At 43.7% G+C, this 16,973-nt stretch carries 15 protein-coding genes and 5 tRNA genes; 12 read left to right on the forward strand and 8 right to left on the reverse strand.

Annotated features, from left to right (window positions below; all coding sequences use genetic code 11):
* Positions 1-11 precede the first annotated feature (11 nt).
* From secG to FTU65_RS00355, 12 genes are all read left to right on the forward strand, one after another.
* Complete coding sequence (gene secG, locus FTU65_RS00300) at positions 12-341, forward strand: preprotein translocase subunit SecG (protein ID WP_180064875.1); 330 nt, start codon at positions 12-14, stop codon at positions 339-341.
* A 52-nt stretch (positions 342-393) separates the two neighbouring features.
* Positions 394-478, forward strand: a tRNA-Leu gene (locus FTU65_RS00305).
* Between the two features lie 48 nt (positions 479-526).
* Positions 527-603: transfer RNA gene (locus tag FTU65_RS00310), tRNA-Met, on the forward strand.
* Positions 604-676: 73 nt separating this feature from the next.
* Positions 677-753: transfer RNA gene (locus FTU65_RS00315), tRNA-Met, on the forward strand.
* A 58-nt stretch (positions 754-811) separates the two neighbouring features.
* Positions 812-888: transfer RNA gene (locus tag FTU65_RS00320), tRNA-Met, on the forward strand.
* Positions 889-978: 90 nt separating this feature from the next.
* Positions 979-1,055, forward strand: a tRNA-Met gene (locus tag FTU65_RS00325).
* Between the two features lie 216 nt (positions 1,056-1,271).
* Positions 1,272-1,796, forward strand: a complete 525-nt coding sequence (gene rimP / locus FTU65_RS00330; RefSeq protein WP_078189416.1) for a ribosome maturation factor RimP — start codon at positions 1,272-1,274, stop codon at positions 1,794-1,796.
* A gap of 35 nt (positions 1,797-1,831) precedes the next feature.
* Positions 1,832-3,316 carry a transcription termination factor NusA gene (gene nusA / locus FTU65_RS00335; protein ID WP_180010651.1) on the forward strand — a complete coding sequence of 495 codons (1,485 nt, stop codon included), beginning with the start codon at positions 1,832-1,834 and terminating at the stop codon, positions 3,314-3,316.
* A 10-nt stretch (positions 3,317-3,326) separates the two neighbouring features.
* The gene (gene infB / locus FTU65_RS00340; protein ID WP_180064874.1) at positions 3,327-6,020 is read left to right on the forward strand and encodes a translation initiation factor IF-2; all 2,694 of its coding nucleotides are present in this window, start codon (positions 3,327-3,329) and stop codon (positions 6,018-6,020) included.
* Positions 6,020-6,427, forward strand: coding sequence for a ribosome-binding factor A (locus FTU65_RS00345; protein WP_078189413.1), 408 nt, complete (start codon positions 6,020-6,022; stop codon positions 6,425-6,427). The genes infB and FTU65_RS00345 overlap by 1 nt, the downstream gene beginning before the upstream one ends.
* 291 nt (positions 6,428-6,718) lie before the next feature.
* On the forward strand, positions 6,719-7,189 hold the full coding sequence (locus tag FTU65_RS00350; RefSeq protein ID WP_180064873.1) for a M48 family metallopeptidase: 471 nt from the start codon (positions 6,719-6,721) through the stop codon (positions 7,187-7,189).
* Positions 7,190-7,198: 9 nt separating this feature from the next.
* A complete protein-coding gene (locus tag FTU65_RS00355) occupies positions 7,199-7,429 on the forward strand; it encodes a hypothetical protein (RefSeq protein WP_180064872.1) in 231 nt (76 codons plus the stop codon).
* A gap of 18 nt (positions 7,430-7,447) precedes the next feature.
* Here FTU65_RS00355 and FTU65_RS00360 read toward each other — a convergent pair whose 3' ends face one another.
* The 8 genes from FTU65_RS00360 to FTU65_RS00395 form a co-directional block, all read right to left on the reverse strand.
* Positions 7,448-7,849, reverse strand: coding sequence for a Na+/H+ antiporter subunit G (locus FTU65_RS00360; RefSeq protein ID WP_168378199.1), 402 nt, complete (start codon positions 7,847-7,849; stop codon positions 7,448-7,450).
* 12 nt (positions 7,850-7,861) lie between these two features.
* The gene (locus FTU65_RS00365; RefSeq protein WP_078189410.1) at positions 7,862-8,137 is read right to left on the reverse strand and encodes a monovalent cation/H+ antiporter subunit F; all 276 of its coding nucleotides are present in this window, start codon (positions 8,135-8,137) and stop codon (positions 7,862-7,864) included.
* On the reverse strand, positions 8,134-8,655 hold the full coding sequence (locus FTU65_RS00370) for a Na+/H+ antiporter subunit E (RefSeq protein ID WP_180012108.1): 522 nt from the start codon (positions 8,653-8,655) through the stop codon (positions 8,134-8,136). Before FTU65_RS00370 ends, FTU65_RS00365 begins: the two co-directional genes overlap by 4 nt.
* Position 8,656: 1 nt before the next feature.
* Positions 8,657-10,465, reverse strand: coding sequence for a monovalent cation/H+ antiporter subunit D (locus tag FTU65_RS00375; protein WP_180066124.1), 1,809 nt, complete (start codon positions 10,463-10,465; stop codon positions 8,657-8,659).
* A complete protein-coding gene (locus FTU65_RS00380) occupies positions 10,465-10,830 on the reverse strand; it encodes a Na+/H+ antiporter subunit C (RefSeq protein WP_078189407.1) in 366 nt (121 codons plus the stop codon). The genes FTU65_RS00375 and FTU65_RS00380 overlap by 1 nt, the downstream gene beginning before the upstream one ends.
* 1 nt (position 10,831) lies before the next feature.
* A complete protein-coding gene (locus tag FTU65_RS00385; RefSeq protein WP_180066168.1) occupies positions 10,832-13,672 on the reverse strand; it encodes a monovalent cation/H+ antiporter subunit A in 2,841 nt (946 codons plus the stop codon).
* A 342-nt stretch (positions 13,673-14,014) separates the two neighbouring features.
* Complete coding sequence (locus tag FTU65_RS00390; protein WP_180066127.1) at positions 14,015-15,418, reverse strand: AAA family ATPase; 1,404 nt, start codon at positions 15,416-15,418, stop codon at positions 14,015-14,017.
* Between the two features lie 46 nt (positions 15,419-15,464).
* Positions 15,465-16,967 (reverse strand): UvrD-helicase domain-containing protein, encoded by a 1,503-nt coding sequence (locus FTU65_RS00395; RefSeq protein WP_111884125.1) that lies wholly within the window; start codon positions 16,965-16,967, stop codon positions 15,465-15,467.
* Positions 16,968-16,973: the final 6 nt, after the last annotated feature.

The raw sequence follows: 16,973 nt of genomic DNA on the forward strand, positions 1-16,973 counted from the left end.
AGGAGTTCAGCATGCATACGTTTGTGCTGGTGGTACATATTATCTTAGCGATTTTAATGATCGTGCTGATTTTAGTTCAGCATGGTAAAGGCGCAGATGCGGGTGCATCTTTTGGTGGCGGCGGTGCTGCAACTGTCTTTGGTGCGTCTGGTTCGGGTAACTTTATGACCCGTTTGACTGCAATTTTAACGGCTTTGTTCTTTGTTACGAGCTTGACACTTGCTGTATTTGCAAAGAAACAAACGACAGATGCTTATAGTCTGAATGCGATTTCTTCAGTACCGACTGCGCCAGTAAAATCGGCTGAAACTTCGCCAACTGCACCAAAAAGCTCTGAATAATTTATTTAGCGCTTTCTTTTTTGACGTGTTGCGACTAGAATGCGTCACAGCTGCGGTGGTGGTGGAATTGGTAGACACGCTACCTTGAGGTGGTAGTGCTTTCGGGCGTGGGGGTTCAAGTCCCCCCTTCCGCACCAACTTATAATCCAGAACATAAGTTGGTGTATGCAGCAAAACTCTGTTGATGCGGGATGGAGCAGTCTGGTAGCTCGTCGGGCTCATAACCCGAAGGTCGTTGGTTCAAATCCAGCTCCCGCTACCAATCAATTCTATTTTTAAGATGCAAACTTTTAAATGGACAGCTTTTAAAGCTGAGAGAACTATTTGCATATTGATGCGGGGTGGAGCAGTCTGGTAGCTCGTCGGGCTCATAACCCGAAGGTCGTTGGTTCAAATCCAGCCCCCGCTACCAATCTTATATAGTGCACAATCTATATAAGCAGTTTATCTGAAAGTCATTGTGATGTTGATGCGGGATGGAGCAGTCTGGTAGCTCGTCGGGCTCATAACCCGAAGGTCGTTGGTTCAAATCCAGCTCCCGCTACCAATCCTCTGAGATGCAACTCAGTAGGGCAATTCTTCAGGTTGTTTTAGATTGAAAATGACCAAGAAATTGTATATAATTTTTGCATGTTGATGCGGGATGGAGCAGTCTGGTAGCTCGTCGGGCTCATAACCCGAAGGTCGTTGGTTCAAATCCAGCTCCCGCTACCAAGTTTCTAAAAGAGGCTCACAACTAGGTGGGCCTTTTTGCACAGTGGACTATGGTTTTCTGTGTAATAATGGGGCGATTTACGCCCTTTTTTATTGGCTATCGTGTAGTGTCGACAGTATTTTGGTCAAACCGTCATGTTTCACTACTACTATAGTTTTGCATTGGTCTGTAGTGGTCATTTCGACCATCGAATCGCACAAATTTGACGAGAGTAAATGAAGCTATCAAATAAAACTCAAGCACTTCAGGACTTAATTGCCCCAGCGGTGCAAGCATGTGATGTAGAACTTTGGGGGATTGATTTCCAACCTCAAGGTAAGCGTTCACTGTTACGTATTTATATCGACCGTGAAGTTGATGAAAATGCAGAACCTGTCATCAATGAAGATGGCGAAGTTGAGCAAGGCCGTGGTATCGGCGTGCAGGACTGTGTTCGTGTCACTCAGCAAGTGGGGGCGATGTTGGATGTACATGATCCAATTTCAGGCGAATATGCATTGGAAGTGTCATCTCCAGGTTGGGATCGTCAGTTCTTTAAATTGGAACAAATGACGGCATACATTGGTCAGCAAGTCGCTTTGCGTTTGATCAGTGCTGTGGATAATCGTCGTAAATTCCAAGCCAAACTTGTAAGCGTAGACCTTGAAAGCGAAATGATTCAGGTTGAAGTTGAAAAGCAACAAGTGTTGGATATTGACAGCCACAATATTGATAAAGCAAATCTGGTTTTCCAAGATTAATTTAATAAATAAGAATCTGAACGAATAGGTGACTTATGGCTCGTGAAATTCTTACCGTAGTAGAAACGGTTAGTAACGAAAAAGGTGTAAGTCGTGATGCAATTTTTGAAGCGCTTGAACAAGCTTTAGTTGCAGCGACTAAGAAGAAATTCTACGAGGGAACTCACTCGGAAGAAGCTCGTCTACGTGTAGAAATCGACCGTCGTACTGGTGATTACCGTACTTTCCGTCAATGGGAAGTGGTTGCCGACGAAGATCACGAAATGCCAGCATGCCAAGATGCGATCTCTGATGTAGATCCTGCAAAATGGGCAATTGGTGATATTCGTGAACTTGAAGTTGAATCGATTGATTTCGGTCGAATTGCGGCACAAATTGCGAAACAAGTGATTGTTCAAAAAATTCGTGAAGCAGAGCGTGCACTAATTGCAGATGCTTACGAATCTAAAGTTGGTGAACTCATCTACGGTGAAGTGAAAAAACAAACCAAAGATGGCTTTATCATTGATTTAGGTGACAATGCAGAAGCATATCTTGCGCGTGAAGAAATGATCGCTAAAGAAATTCTACGTCCTAAACAACGTGTGAACGCGATTTTGTTTAACGTAAACCGTGAAGGCCGTGGTGCTCAGTTATTACTTTCTCGTTCTAAACCAGAAATGCTCATTGCATTGATGAAGAAAGAAATTCCTGAAATTGCTGAAGAAATCATTGAGATTAAGGCTGCTGCACGCCAACCTGGCGTTCGTGCTAAAATCGCTGTGAAAACAAACGATCACCGTATTGATCCTGTAGGTGCATGTATTGGTATGCGTGGTACACGTATCCAAGCAGTTCAATCAGAGTTAAATGGTGAGCGTATTGATGTAGTCGTTTGGTCTGATGACGCGGCACAGTACATTGCAAGTGCTCTAGAGCCTGCTGATGTATCAGGTATCGTGATTGATGAAGAAGAACGTACTGCAGATATTATTTTTGCAACGAGTGATCAGTTAGCACGTGCAATTGGCTCTCAAGGTCAAAACGTACGCTTAGCATCTGAATTGACTGGTTACAAGCTCAATATGATGCTTGAAGAAGAATATCACGCACGCCAACAAAACGAAGCGCAACAATATTTAGATATGTTTGTTACACGTCTAGATATTGATGAAGACTTAGCGATGGCGTTAGTTGAAATGGGTTTCACATCATTAGAAGAAATCGCGTATGTTCCTGCGGAAACATTCGATGAGATCGAACTTGATGCTGAAACTGTTGAAATGCTACAAGGTCGTGCAAAAGAAGTTGCATTGGCTGATGCATTGAAGCAACAAGAAAACATCCAAGAGCCAAGCGAAGAGCTTGCTGCAATGGAAGGCGTGACTAAAGAAATCGCATATGCGCTTGCCGCTCGCGGTGTGGTAACTGTAGATGATCTTGCAGATCAAGCCACTGACGATATCTCTGATATCGAAGGTTTAGGTGCTGAAAAAGCAGGTCAACTTATTATGAAAGCGCGCGAATCATGGTTTAACTAGGAGGTAATATATGACGGACAAGTCGATTAAGGAGTTAGCTCTCAGCGTGGGTCGTCCAGTTGAGAAGCTGCTGGAACAGGTTCGTGATGCGGGTTTACCACAAACTAAACCTGACGATATTATCTCCACTGAACAACAAAATGCCCTCGTTAACCATTTGAAAAAAGTTCATGGTCAGGATGCGGGCAATGCAGGACAAATCACGTTGAAACGTAAAACTACCAGTACTGCTAAAGTGGCGAGTACATCGGGCAAGGCAAAAACGATTAATGTAGAAGTTCGTAAGAAACATACATTTGTTAAACCGGATCCTGAGCAAATTAAAGCTGAAGCATTAGCGAAAGCACAAGCTGACCAACAAGCGCGTACACAGGAATCTAAGGCTGAAGCGAAAGCTGATGAACCGAAGCAACAACCTGTATCTAAAGCGAAACAAGCTTTAGAAGCAATGCGCGCTGCTGCGAAGCAAGAACATGCGAAGCAAGAAACACCGAAAGCTGCGGTTGTTGTAAAACGTAAGTCAAACAACAAGCCAATTACAAAACCTGTTGAAACACCAGAACAGAAAAAAGCACGTGAAGCTCAAGCAGCACAATTGAAAGCTGTAGAAGAAGCGGCACGTCGTAAAGCAGCTGAAGAAGCGCAACAACGTACGCTTGAACAAATGCGTCAAATGGCGTCTAAGTATTCTAACGAAGACACTACAGCGACCATTCGTGTTGTAGATGATTCTCCACTTGCTGCTGGCCTTGTAGGCCAGGCATATGAAGATTCATTTGCGAAAGAAGACCGTGAAATTAAACGTGGTACCAATACCAACAATTCACGTTCACCTAAAAAAGGTGGTCGTCGTGGTGAAGAGCAATCTTTCCGTGATAACTCACATAAACGTGGTTTAAAAACAAGTCAAGCGAACAAGCATGGCTTTGAAAAACCAGTTAAAAAACAAGTTTATGATGTTGAAATTGGTGAAACAATTGTTGTTGCTGACTTGGCTGCGAAAATGGCGGTTAAAGTTCGCGAAGTTATCAAATCACTCATGAAAATGGGCGAATTGGTTACTCAAAACCAAGCGATTGATCAAGAAATCGCAGTACTTGTTGTTGAAGAAATGGGTCACAATCCAGTACTTGTTTCGGATACACAAGCAGAAGATAACTTACTTGAAGCAGCTGAAGAAGCGCGTGGTGTCCAAACCACTCGTCCGCCAGTGGTAACCATCATGGGTCACGTTGACCATGGTAAAACATCACTTCTTGATCGTATTCGTCGCTCTAAAGTGGCTGCAGGTGAAGCAGGTGGTATCACACAGCACATCGGTGCATACCATGTGAAAACTGAAAAAGGTATTATTACTTTCTTAGATACACCGGGACACGCAGCATTTACTGCAATGCGTTCACGTGGTGCGAAATCTACAGATATCGTAGTGTTGGTTGTTGCAGCAGATGATGGTGTTATGCCACAAACTGCTGAAGCGATTGACCATGCACGTGCAGCAGGTACGCCAATTATTGTTGCTATCAACAAAATGGATAAAGAGTCTGCTGATCCAGATCGCGTATTGAATGAGTTGACGACGAAAGAAATCGTACCTGAGCAATGGGGCGGTGACGTTCCAGTGGCAATGGTTTCTGCGCACAGCGGTGCAGGTATCGACGAACTTCTTGACTTGATCTCAATTCAAGCCGAACTTCTTGAGCTTAAAGCATCTGAAGAGGGTGCGGCACAAGGTGTTGTAATTGAAGCACGTGTAGACAAAGGACGTGGTGCGGTAACATCGATTCTTGTTCAAAACGGTACATTGAAAGTGGGTGACCTTGTTCTTGCAGGTTCGTCATACGGTCGTGTACGTGCGATGACAGATGAAAATGGTCAACGTATTAAATCTGCTGGTCCTTCGATTCCTGTGGAAATCTTGGGTCTACCAGAAGCGCCAATGGCAGGTGATGAAGTTCTTGTTGTAAATGACGAGAAAAAAGCACGTGAAGTTGCTGATGCGCGTATGGATCGTGAACGTCAAAAACGTCTTGAGCGTCAATCTGCGATGCGTCTTGAAAATATCATGGCGTCTATGGGCAAGAAAGATGTGCCTATTGTCAACGTGGTATTGAAAACAGACGTACGTGGTACTTTGGAAGCATTACACGTTGCACTTACTGAACTTGCAACTGATGAAGTGAAAGTACGTATTATTGGTTCAGGTGTTGGTGCGATCACTGAGTCTGACGTAACACTTGCTGAATCATCAGAAGCGGTTCTTCTTGGCTTTAACGTACGTGCTGATAATACTGCACGTCAAAAAGCTGATGCTGATGGTATCGACATTCGTTACTACTCGATCATCTATCAATTAATTGATGATGTGAAAGATGCGATGAGCGGTAAATTGGCGCCTGAACACCGTGAAACAATTCTGGGTGTGGCTGAAGTACGTGAAGTGTTCCACTCAAGTAAATTCGGTGCTGCTGCAGGTTGTATGGTACTTGAAGGTACATTACACCGTAATAAACCGATTCGCGTATTACGTGATGACGTGGTGGTATTCCAAGGTGAGCTTGAATCTCTTCGTCGCTACAAAGATGTGGTTGAAGAAGTTCGTGCCGGTATGGAATGTGGTCTTGCGGTGAAAGGCTATAAAGACATCAAAGCACAAGATAAGATTGAAGTGTACGATGTTCAATTAATTAAACGGAGTCTTTAATGGCGGGTAGTCAACGTCTGAAGCGTATGGCGGATACAGTACAACGTGAGTTGTCAGAACTGATCCGTCAGGAGCTGAAAGATCCACGCTTAGGTGGTCTCGTGACCATCTCTGCCGTGAAGGTGAGCCCAGACTTAGGATATGCCGAAGTTTATGTGACTGTAATGGGTCGTGAGCTAGGCGATGAGCAAAGTGAAGCCGCAAATAAAGAGACTTTAGATGTCTTGAATAAAGCATCTGGTTTCTTGCGTCATGAACTAAGCCGTCGTATCAAAACACGTATTACGCCACGTTTGCGTTTCCATTACGACAAAACAAATGCTTATGGCAACTATATGTTTGGTCTAATTGCGGAAGCGGTCAAGGACTTACCTCCTACTGACGAAGCAAAAAAAGATGATGAATAATTCAGTTCGCTGAATGAAAAAAGCCACCTTTGGGTGGCTTTTTTATGTTTGAATAACGGTAATTTAAAAACTCAATCACTTTAAAATTATAATATGCCAATGAAAGACAGGTCGAACATGATATTTAATCCGCCAATCTGTAAAAATAATGAATTGAAAAAAATAATCCTTTTGAGTAGCGCATTATTTATTACTATGCCAAGTTGGGCATGTTTAAATACCTATGTATAAGATTTTTATACATCTGATTCACAAAAAGAAAATCAACGCGAAGAACATCATGACGAGAAATTGAATAACTTTGTATCAAGGCATCCTAGCCCAATAGACTATCAGGCAGAAAATGATTATGCCGTACATCAGATTTATGCAGGTAAATACGATTTAGCCATTATGGTTTTAAGTGAAATTGAAAAAGAGCATCCAGGTTTACCGAAGATGGCAGTGAATTTAGGCACAGCTTATGAGTTGATCGGTAATATTAAACTGGCCAAAAATTGGATTGCAGAAGGTATGAAGCGTGATCCATCGATACATCTTGGCAGTGAATGGATTCATCTGAATATTTTAACAGCCAAAGAAAAACGTGCGACAGCAAAATATTTTCATGAATATCCATTGTTAAATGTACATTATGGAACAGGCTATGTTCCTGATGGACATTGGAGTGATCAGCGCAAACCCACAACAGCGGAATACGATGCCATACGAGAACAGGTCAGCTTACAAATCAGTGAGCGGAAGAATTTTGTTTCAAGATAGGATGCCGTGATGGCACAGCTGTTTTATGAATTGGCGAATCTTGAGATGAGTCAATATCAGCCTAAATGGTCTGATCATTTTCAAAGTCGTTATGAAACAAATATGCTGATTGATTTAGCTGAAAAATATGGTTTAAAAACGACGCCATATAACCAAAAGCGTTTGCAATATATGGCTCAAAGTAGCGTATTTGAAAAAATGTGGATGCGAATCAAAGATTTTTTTAGCTCGAAGACATAAACAAAACTGGATCTGGAATTAATCCAGATCTTCCGGTTTTGAATGGACTTTAGAGTGAAAGGCACGGCGGCGAGTTCGTTGCCAAGGAAGAGGGCGATTGAGAGCTTCTGGTGCATCACCACTCATCGAGCGAAGTCGTAAATGTAATGCCGCTTGCGCCATAAGGTTTGCAGAAACCGGTGCTGTAATAAAGGCAAAGAGCGTGATCAAAATCTCTGCAAAACCAAAACGGCCTTGAAATGCCGCATAAATAATTGCAGCTATTAGAAAACTTCCTAAGCCTAAGGTGCTCGATTTGGTCGGTGCGTGCAGACGCATAAATAAGTCGGGTAGGCGAACCATGCCAATACCGCCGACCAACATGAAAAAAGCGCCAATAACCAAAAAAATCGAGACCAAAATTTCCATGACTAATTGCATATTAATGTACTCCTAGTCGATGACGTGGCCAGTGGTGAAATAGCGTGCTAAAGCGGCTGTAGACACAAACCCAAGCATGGCAACCAATAATGCCCCCTCAAACATCGATGTACTTGCCCAATAAATACCTAAAATGACAATTAAACAGGTGGCATTTAAAAATAAGGTATCTAAAGCAAGTAGTCGGTCTACGATTGAGGGTCCCATCACCAAGCGGATGAGGCACAGTAACATCGAGATCGTCACCGCAACTAAACAGATGCCAAGCGCATACGGTAAAATTGTCATGTGGATTCTCCTGTATCAGCGCCAAAAATGAGGATGAGAGGGCGTTCATAGCGCTCTTTAATGGTTTGAATTTCCGCTTCAGGGTCATCCGTGCTCAGCGCATGGACCAAAATATCACCACGGTCTTGGTCAATCCCAGCAGACACTGTACCGGGTGTGGTGGTGATGATCATCGCAAGTAAAGAATTGACTTCCTCATGCTGTGTATCGAGAGGAACACGGAACCATTTCGGGTGCAGTTTATGTGTTGGCCCAAGGACTAATTTTGCAACATGGATATTACTGACAATAATATCCCACAGCACCACAAAGAATAATTTACATGCTGCCAGCCAGTTGATATTCGGCGTTCGGTCAATAAAAGGGCGAACCAATCGTGGAATAACAATGGCTAAAACCAAGGCCATGCAGAGTGTGGCCGCATCTAGACTGTGCGCTAACATCACCCAGCTCAGACCAACCATGACTGATACCAATGGATGCGGAAACCAGCGATTTAATACAGATGTTTTCGCCATGTTAAGGTGCCTCCATCGGTTTTAGTTGGGTCTCTTCAGGTAGTTTTTCTTCTTGTTGCTGTCCTTGAATTTGGCGTTGCTTATACTCAGAAATATGCTCGCCATGTAGAGTTTCAGGTGCAATCAATGCAGGAATGAGGTGTGCATTTGGATCGGCTGATTCACCACCATATTTAGTTTCAGGTAAATTTTCAGGATCATAAGGTTGAACACTGATGATTTGACCTTTTTCATCCTTTTTTAGCAGCAATGATTCATATAATGGATTGTCTTGAATTTGCTGTGCAGTTTTGTAGGTATAGTCATAGATCGGCGCAGCAAAAACCATATATCCCACAAGCGCTGTTAACAGCAGATAAATGGTTTTGTCATTACGAAGCGGTGCCTTATTCGGCAAAGCCTGATAACGCTGATATTCTTCAGTATCAATATCATCTTCTGGGCGAGATGAACGCCAGAAAAGCACAAAACCAACTCGAGTGAATGCGATAATACTGAGTAAACTCACCAACAATACGATCAAAATAATCATAATTTGGTAAGGTGAATTGGCCGTTGCTTGCAAGAGAAATACTTTACCCAAAAATCCACTAAATGGCGGTAGACCAGCCATCATCAACGCAATGATGAAATAGCAAACAGCAACGGTATTATGCTGTTTCATACGGGGCGCAATTTTAAAATGATCTTTAAATTCGCCACGTTGTGAGGTAATCCAACCCGAGAGAATATAAAAAGCTGCACCAATGATGGTACTGTGAATCAGGTAATAAAGCCCCGCAGCCCATGCATCCGTATTAAAGAGTGAAATCGCAACCAATATTGTCCCGATAGAAGACAAAATCATAAAACCGACAAAACGACGTAAGCGATCCGTTCCGATAGCACTATAGGCACCATAGAGCGAGGTTACTAAGCCAATCGGTAACAACCACTGTTGTAAGATTTCACGGCTAATCCCATCGTCAAACACAGTACCATTGACACGGAGAATGGCATAGATGCCGACCTTGGTCATAATGGTGAATAAGGCTGCGACAGGCGTGGTTGCCACAGCATAGGTCTTTGGTAACCAGAACCCTACAGGCAGCATTGCTGCCTTGATGCCAAAGACGGTAAACAGTAACAATGCACCAGCTACAGCAATACGATGCTGATCCGCTTCAAGCAAAGGCATAAGTCGTGCAACATCAGCCATATTTAAGCTACCTACACTGCCGTAAATCATCCCGAGTCCAATCAGGAAGAGGGCAGAGGCAAATAGGTTAATGGTGACGTAATGAATACCAAGCTGAAAACGTGCTTTGCCTTGACCATGTAAGAGCAAAACATATGATGCCATCAACAGGATTTCAAAGAACACAAATAGGTTAAATAAATCGCCTGTCAGGAATGCACCACATAAACCCATTAGTAAGAAATGGCACATGGCATGGAAATAACGACCACGCTCATCCCATTCTTTGCTGGCAAACCACATCACTGGCACAGCAAGACCATAAGTCAGCACCAACATGAATGCTGAGAGTCGATCTAGAACTAAGACAATACCAAACGGTGCGGCCCATTCACTCAGGTTATAAACCAAGACTTGGCCAGAGCTGGCGATCATCAAATAACTGATAGATGTGATCAGCCCAAGGATGCCAGAAACATAGCTGATTCCACGACGCCAAGGTTGTCGCCAGTCATGTGCCAGCGAGCCAGAGCCGGGGTTGCCCAACAGGACTAAAATAAATGCAGTAATTGCAGGAATTAAAATACTGAAAATCGGGCTATGCGTAGTCCAAAATTGGATGAAATCATGCATTATGGCTCATCCTCCCGCGGGTCAATTTGCGGTATTTCTTCTTTGGAGTCCACATGATCTGTTCCAGTTTCATAGCGGCTACGCAGAGCCAATTGTACGATAAAGGCAGTGGTCGCAAAGCCAATCACAATGGCGGTCAGGACCAAGGCTTGTGGTAAAGGATCGGTCGCTTTGGTGGTTTCAGTTAACACGGCAGGTGCGTTGACATGAATACGCCCCATGACAAATAAAAATAAGTTCACGGCATAGCCAATCATGGCTAAACCCAGTACGACAGGAAAGGTACGTGCCCGCAAAATCAGGTAGACCCCTGTTGCAGTCAGTAAGCCAATGGCTGAAGCGAGTAAAAATTCTAAACTAATCATCTTATTCGCCTCTTGGAACTGGACCAGACATACTCGAGTGACGCGAGTCGCCTAAGACGGAAATCATTAACATCGTCGCGCCCACAACGGTGATGTAGACACCTGTGTCGAAGAGGGCAGCGGAGGCAAGGTGCATTTCACCTAAAATGGGTGGCGATACATAGATATGAGCACTGGTCAGGAATGGACGCCCCCATAGCCAAGCCGCGATACCTGTCAGCCCCGCAATGGTTAAACCAATACCAATCCAAACTTCATATAAGCGACCTGATTTTGCACCAATCAGTTGTTCAGCACGGTCTTGGCCGAGCGCAATATATTGAATCACTAAGGCTAAAGAGGTAATTAAGCCTGCAATAAAGCCACCGCCTGGTAAATTATGACCCCGTAGGAAAATATATAAGCTGATGACGAGTGCTAAAGGCAAAATCCATGATGATGTAATACGGAACATCAGTGGTGACGGATTAAAACGATAGGTCAGACCTTGCGTAATGGTGGTACCATGAGCACGCATACCATCCATCATGCACAGCGTACCAATTGCGGCAATTCCCAGTACGGTAATTTCACCAAAGGTATCGAAGCCACGGAAGTCGACCAAGATCACGTTGACCACATTGGTACCACCACCAAGTGGGATGGATTGCTGCATAAAGAACCATGAGATGGAATTATGATCGCGGGTCATGATCAGCCATGAAATCCATGCGATCCCTAAACCTGCAATAATCGCAATTATTGCATCTCGCCAACGACGAGACACACTCGACTCATAAGGTGTGAGCTGTGGTAATAATGATAAGCTCATGAGTAAGAGCACGGTGGTCACCACGTCAACAGTAATCTGCGTGAGCGCCAAATCTGGAGCGGAGAAACAGATAAACACCATAGTCACAACCAGACCGACTGCACCACTGATGAGGACGGCTTTAATCCGTTCATGGTGGAACCAAAGCATCATCCAACATGCAGAGAATAATAATAGCCACAGAACGATTGCGATGATTGGTGCATGTATCAGTTCACGGCTGCCTGTGCCGATACCTTGCAGCCAAAATGGAACAATGACGATGGCTACACTAAAGATTAAAATCCACAATAAATAGCTTTGTAATTTGCCATTTTCAGTAAAGCGACGGAACTTTCTTGAGCTGAGTAAAAGATGCTTTAAAAATAAGTCGAACAGGATTTTGCCTTGCAAACGGCCCAAAAGAGGATCCAAATCGATACGGCGTAATTTGCCGCCCTTTGCCAATGCGAAATAGAAAACTAAACCACCCAATAGTGCTATTACACTCATCAAAAGGGGTGCATTTAAACCATGCCAAATCGCTAAATGTGTACCTTCAAACGCAGTATTTTGAATACTCGCACGCGCGGTACTATTGACAATATGCTCAACCAATAACGCAGGGAAGAGTCCAACTAAAATACATAAAGCAGCCAGTAAGGTTGCTGGTGCGCGCATGCCAAACGGTGGTTCATGCGCTTCTTTATTGGGAACATCTTTCCCTAGTGGACCATCAAAAAATACCCCATGAACCAAACGTACCGAATACGCGACAGCAAAGATACCGGCAAAGGTGGCAATGATGGCTGACACGATCATCACTGGCCCAGTCAGGTTGGCCAAAAGTTCAGTAAAGAACATCTCTTTAGAAAGGAAACCATTGGTTAATGGTACACCTGCCATAGAGGCCGCAGTGATCATGGTCAGCGTTGCTGTAAACGGAAGTAATTGCCATAAACCAGAGAGTTTTCGTAAATCACGTGTACCTGATTCGTGGTCAATAATCCCCGCGATCATAAATAGGGCTGCTTTGAAGGTTGCATGGTTAATGATATGGAAAATAGCAGCGGCAACTGCGAGGGGAGAACCGATCCCGAGTAAACAAACGATCAGACCTAAATGGCTGATGGTGGAATAGGCCAACAGCCCTTTTAAATCTTCTTTGAAAATGGCAAAGAAGGCCGCCATACATAAGGTAAACAAACCAATAAAGGTGACCAAGTTGTGATACAACGCCGCGCCTGCAAAGATTGGCAATAAGCGTGCAAGCAAGAAAATTCCGGCTTTCACCATCGTGGCAGAGTGTAGATAAGCCGAGACGGGGGTCGGTGCCGCCATGGCATTTGGCAACCAAAAATGGAAAGGGAACTGTGCACTTTTGGTAAATGCCCCCATTAAAATCAATAAGAGTGTGGGCACAAAAAGCGAATGCTGCTGAATTTGGCTACTCATCGTCAGGATTTGGTCAATCTGATAGGTGCCCGTGATTTGCGCCAACAGAACAAAACCACCCAACATACATAGACCACCCATGCCTGTAATGGTCAAAGCCATTCGAGAGCCACGCTGAGCTGCGTCGTAATTGCTCCAATAACCGACCAAAAGGAATGATGAAATACTGGTGAGTTCCCAGAAAATGAGTAATAAAATTAAATTATTAGACAATGAAATGCCGAGCATGGCAGCCATGAACAGCATCAATAAAACATACAGTTTACTGAGCGAGTTCTTTGGACTTAAATAATAGTAGGCATAGATATAAATTAAGGTGCCGATCCCGGTAATGAGCAGGGAAAACAATAAGCCCAGTGCATCGAGACGGAAACTGAAATCTATGCCAACTTGAGTGAGCCACGGCCAAGTTTGAATGATGGTTTTGCCATTAAAGACATCTTGAGCCTGACTCAATAATAAAACTAAACTGCTGAGGCTGACGCCAATCGCCCCTAAAGCTGTTACCCCGCGAGAGAATTGCTTCAACCACGAGACAAGTGTTGTGCCTAGTATTAACGGTAACAATATAATAATCGGTAGCACACTCGTATCCATTGTCATGATTAGGCGGTGAAACCTAGGTGTATTTCATCTTTCAAGGATTACAGGACAGCAAAGAGCAGTCCAAAAATTCAATCTTGAAAGCCGTGTGTGTCAAAAAAATTAAAAACAAGCTGTGTTGCGCAACTCGTAAAGCGATAGCAATTTCCGATGTTACTATGAAAATTGCAAATAAAACCGATCATATTACATGCGTAAAACAACATCAATCTTTTTTATGAACCACTTACACATTATACGCCTGACGAAACTGTCTAGACATCTATTGCGGCCTTGTTGCTGAATATTTAAACATCGAGGCTATGGATTACGCTCACTTAATCAGCCTCAGTTTTTTTAACTTAGCGGTTGGATCGTAACGTCCTGATCACCCCGCTGTGATAAAGCCCTAACCAATTCTTGTTGCTGTTGCTCGGTCAGTTGCGTCTGGATTAATTGCAACATGTGCTGGATGGTGTCTGGGCTGTTCAGTGGCTCATTTAATTCAGTCTCTTCAGTTTTGGCTGGAAGCGATGGCTTTGATCCGAGTTGCAACTGCTGATAAATCTGATCATAGGTTTCTTGTAATTTTTCAGGCTGAATCTCACTGAGCTTTTTATTCTGTAGTTGTAAGCACTGAAAACGAGAAGCATGTTCCAATAGTTCAGGACGGTTTCCGCTGGCAATAATTTGGAGTCGTGGAAACGCTTGATTTAAACGGGTCAAAATCACTTGAGTCATGTTTTGATCGAGTTGGTGGTCTATGGCGTCGATCAATAAAATGCCGTCACCTTCTTGGCACGGATATAAGCTATGAGGATTGAGTAGACAGAGGCGACGCACAATATCACCAATTAAGGCCACAAGGTTGCGCACACTATTCGACAACTGTTGAAACAACATGTCTTTGCCTTGATAGCAGACCATTAACTGTAATTTGGGGTGATATTGCAGATAAATATTGGTCACATCGGGCAACACGGTCTCTAAAGCTTGTTTTAATGATCTGAGTGACGGCGCGTGTAGATCGGCCTGAGCTTGCGCCAGTTTTTGTCCAAAAAGTGGCGTGTCAGATGTGTTGGATGCGTCAGTTGGGTTTTTTGGATGTAATAAATTTTGAATTAATTCGGCACTTTGTGCATTTTCGATGTCGGATATTTCACGAAACCACTCAAAAAAACGAATAAACGTGGTAAAGGGAATGGCCGAGATTTCATAGGCATGTGAAGGCTGAAAAATAGCAGGATTGTTTTTATTGAGAATATTTACGTCGTTGACGAAGCGTTCAGCAGGGTAATAGGCAATGAGTGGCAACCCTTGTAACGGATCAGCTTTGAGGGCTTTTTGATATAGTGCAACCATGGATTCTAATTGCTGTGTTTCGGCCTTACTGAGGCCGACACCTTGACTGTTTAAAGTTTTATACAATTGCCATGAACAACATTGCGGGTCTTGGTCTTGTTGATCACTTGAGAGCTGAAATGCGCCAATGTCTTCGGGAAAACTGACCTGAATATCAAGTTTCGACTGTAAGCGATTTAACATGATGTCTTGATCGAGCATCACCACGCCTGCAGTACGCAAATCTTTATAGCGTGCAGCAAACCAAGTGAGGGCCTGATAACTAAAGCGCAGTAGGGAGGTTTTTCCGGAGCTTTGATCACCCAAAATTAAGGTGATCGGCAGATCGTGGTAATTAAAATTGAGGGTGATATCAGTAAAATGAAGGGTGTGCTTGAGTTGGATCGATTGTAATTTCATGGTGCACCTTTTACTGATTTATTGTTTATTCACCTTTTTCATCATACTAGCTGACCGCTTGTGCCAAAGATTTGGGCATTTGACGTTTTAAGTGCTGCATCAAGTCATAAATATGATGGATATTTAAACTTACTTTAGCACGTGTGCAAGCCACGTAAAGTAACCGTAACTCTTCGTCACTAATTTTATAATCTTTATCGTTAAGCTTAAATTGGTAGTCATCTTCAATATGTACCCGATCCCATTCTAAACCTTTGGCTTTATGGGCGGTCGAGATGATGTAGTCAGCTTGATCAATCGGGGTGATTTTCGCCAGCGCCTTTTTCAGTGGGTCAGTACCGTGGTCATCGACCAACTTCACTAGCGGTTTAATATCGCTGCCGTCATTGGTTTCACAATATTCATGCACATCATGCCATGAGTTAAACCATGCAAGCTCTGGGACATCGACCACGCGTTTACCTTGCTTGAGCATGGCTGCAGCATCGACAAAACGATTGAGTCGTGCATGATCTGCTTGCAGGCTGACTTTTTCACCTTTGACCAAACCTGCCAATAACAGTTCCATCGCACGTGCATTGGTACGACATAAAATGGCATCGCGCATCTTGGTATGCGGTTTATTGACCACTTTAGAGTTGAGCTGCGGATTACCCAATAACGGCACGGTTTCATTCAATGCGCCCAGCAGAGCATTGGCGTTCAAGGCAATTTCTTCACCAAAACGGAACGAAGTGGTTAAACGTGATTCGGGTAAAGGGAGTTGCTGCATGGCATTGACTGCGCCACGCCATGCATAAATTTGTTGATGCGCATCGCCAACATAGATGACTTGGGTATTCCGCTGTTTCAGTAAAATCCCTAGCATTAGTGGGTCAGCATCTTGAGCTTCATCGAACAGCACATAATCCGCAGGAATATTCGGTTCAGACAAAGCCCAAAGTTTTAAATAAATATCGTGTCCAATCCCTGCTGCATGGTTCGGATCAATCGACTCTAACCAACGACGTTCAATCGCAGGATATAAGTGCTTTTGTAAGCTTTCGATATCGTCTGGATGCAACCAACTCGGTGCTTGTAGATGTCGTGGGGCAGGGTACTGTGAACTGGTCGAACAGAAATAACTGACAGCGTTTGCCACCAGACTTGCCAAACGCGAAGGCATGAGTACATATTTTTCATAACGACCGCCCATCATACGACGTAAGGTGATCGGTTCTAGTCGATACTCTTTGGCAATAAAACTCGGACTTAAACGCGGTAGACGCAGTTTGTCAGTCACTCCACGTGGAACACTACGATAAGCCAATGAGTGGAAGGTTCGACAGTCGACATTTTGATGAAAACGATTCTGTGCTTCAGTCGCAATGGCTTTGTTAAAGGCCAAGTACATGCCACGCCGCTGAGGCATGGCATCACTGATCATTTGCAGTGTGGTGGTTTTACCTGTGCCAGCATAGGCAATCACTTTAAATGATTTACCAAGACGTGCGTTATCTATGGCGGTGGCCTGCTCATAGGTCGCGGTCGGTTTTTTAAGATCTGGCACGGTTGC

It is taken from the genome of Acinetobacter sp. YH12129 (assembly GCF_013418685.1).
GTDB classification, from domain to species: domain Bacteria; phylum Pseudomonadota; class Gammaproteobacteria; order Pseudomonadales; family Moraxellaceae; genus Acinetobacter; species Acinetobacter amyesii.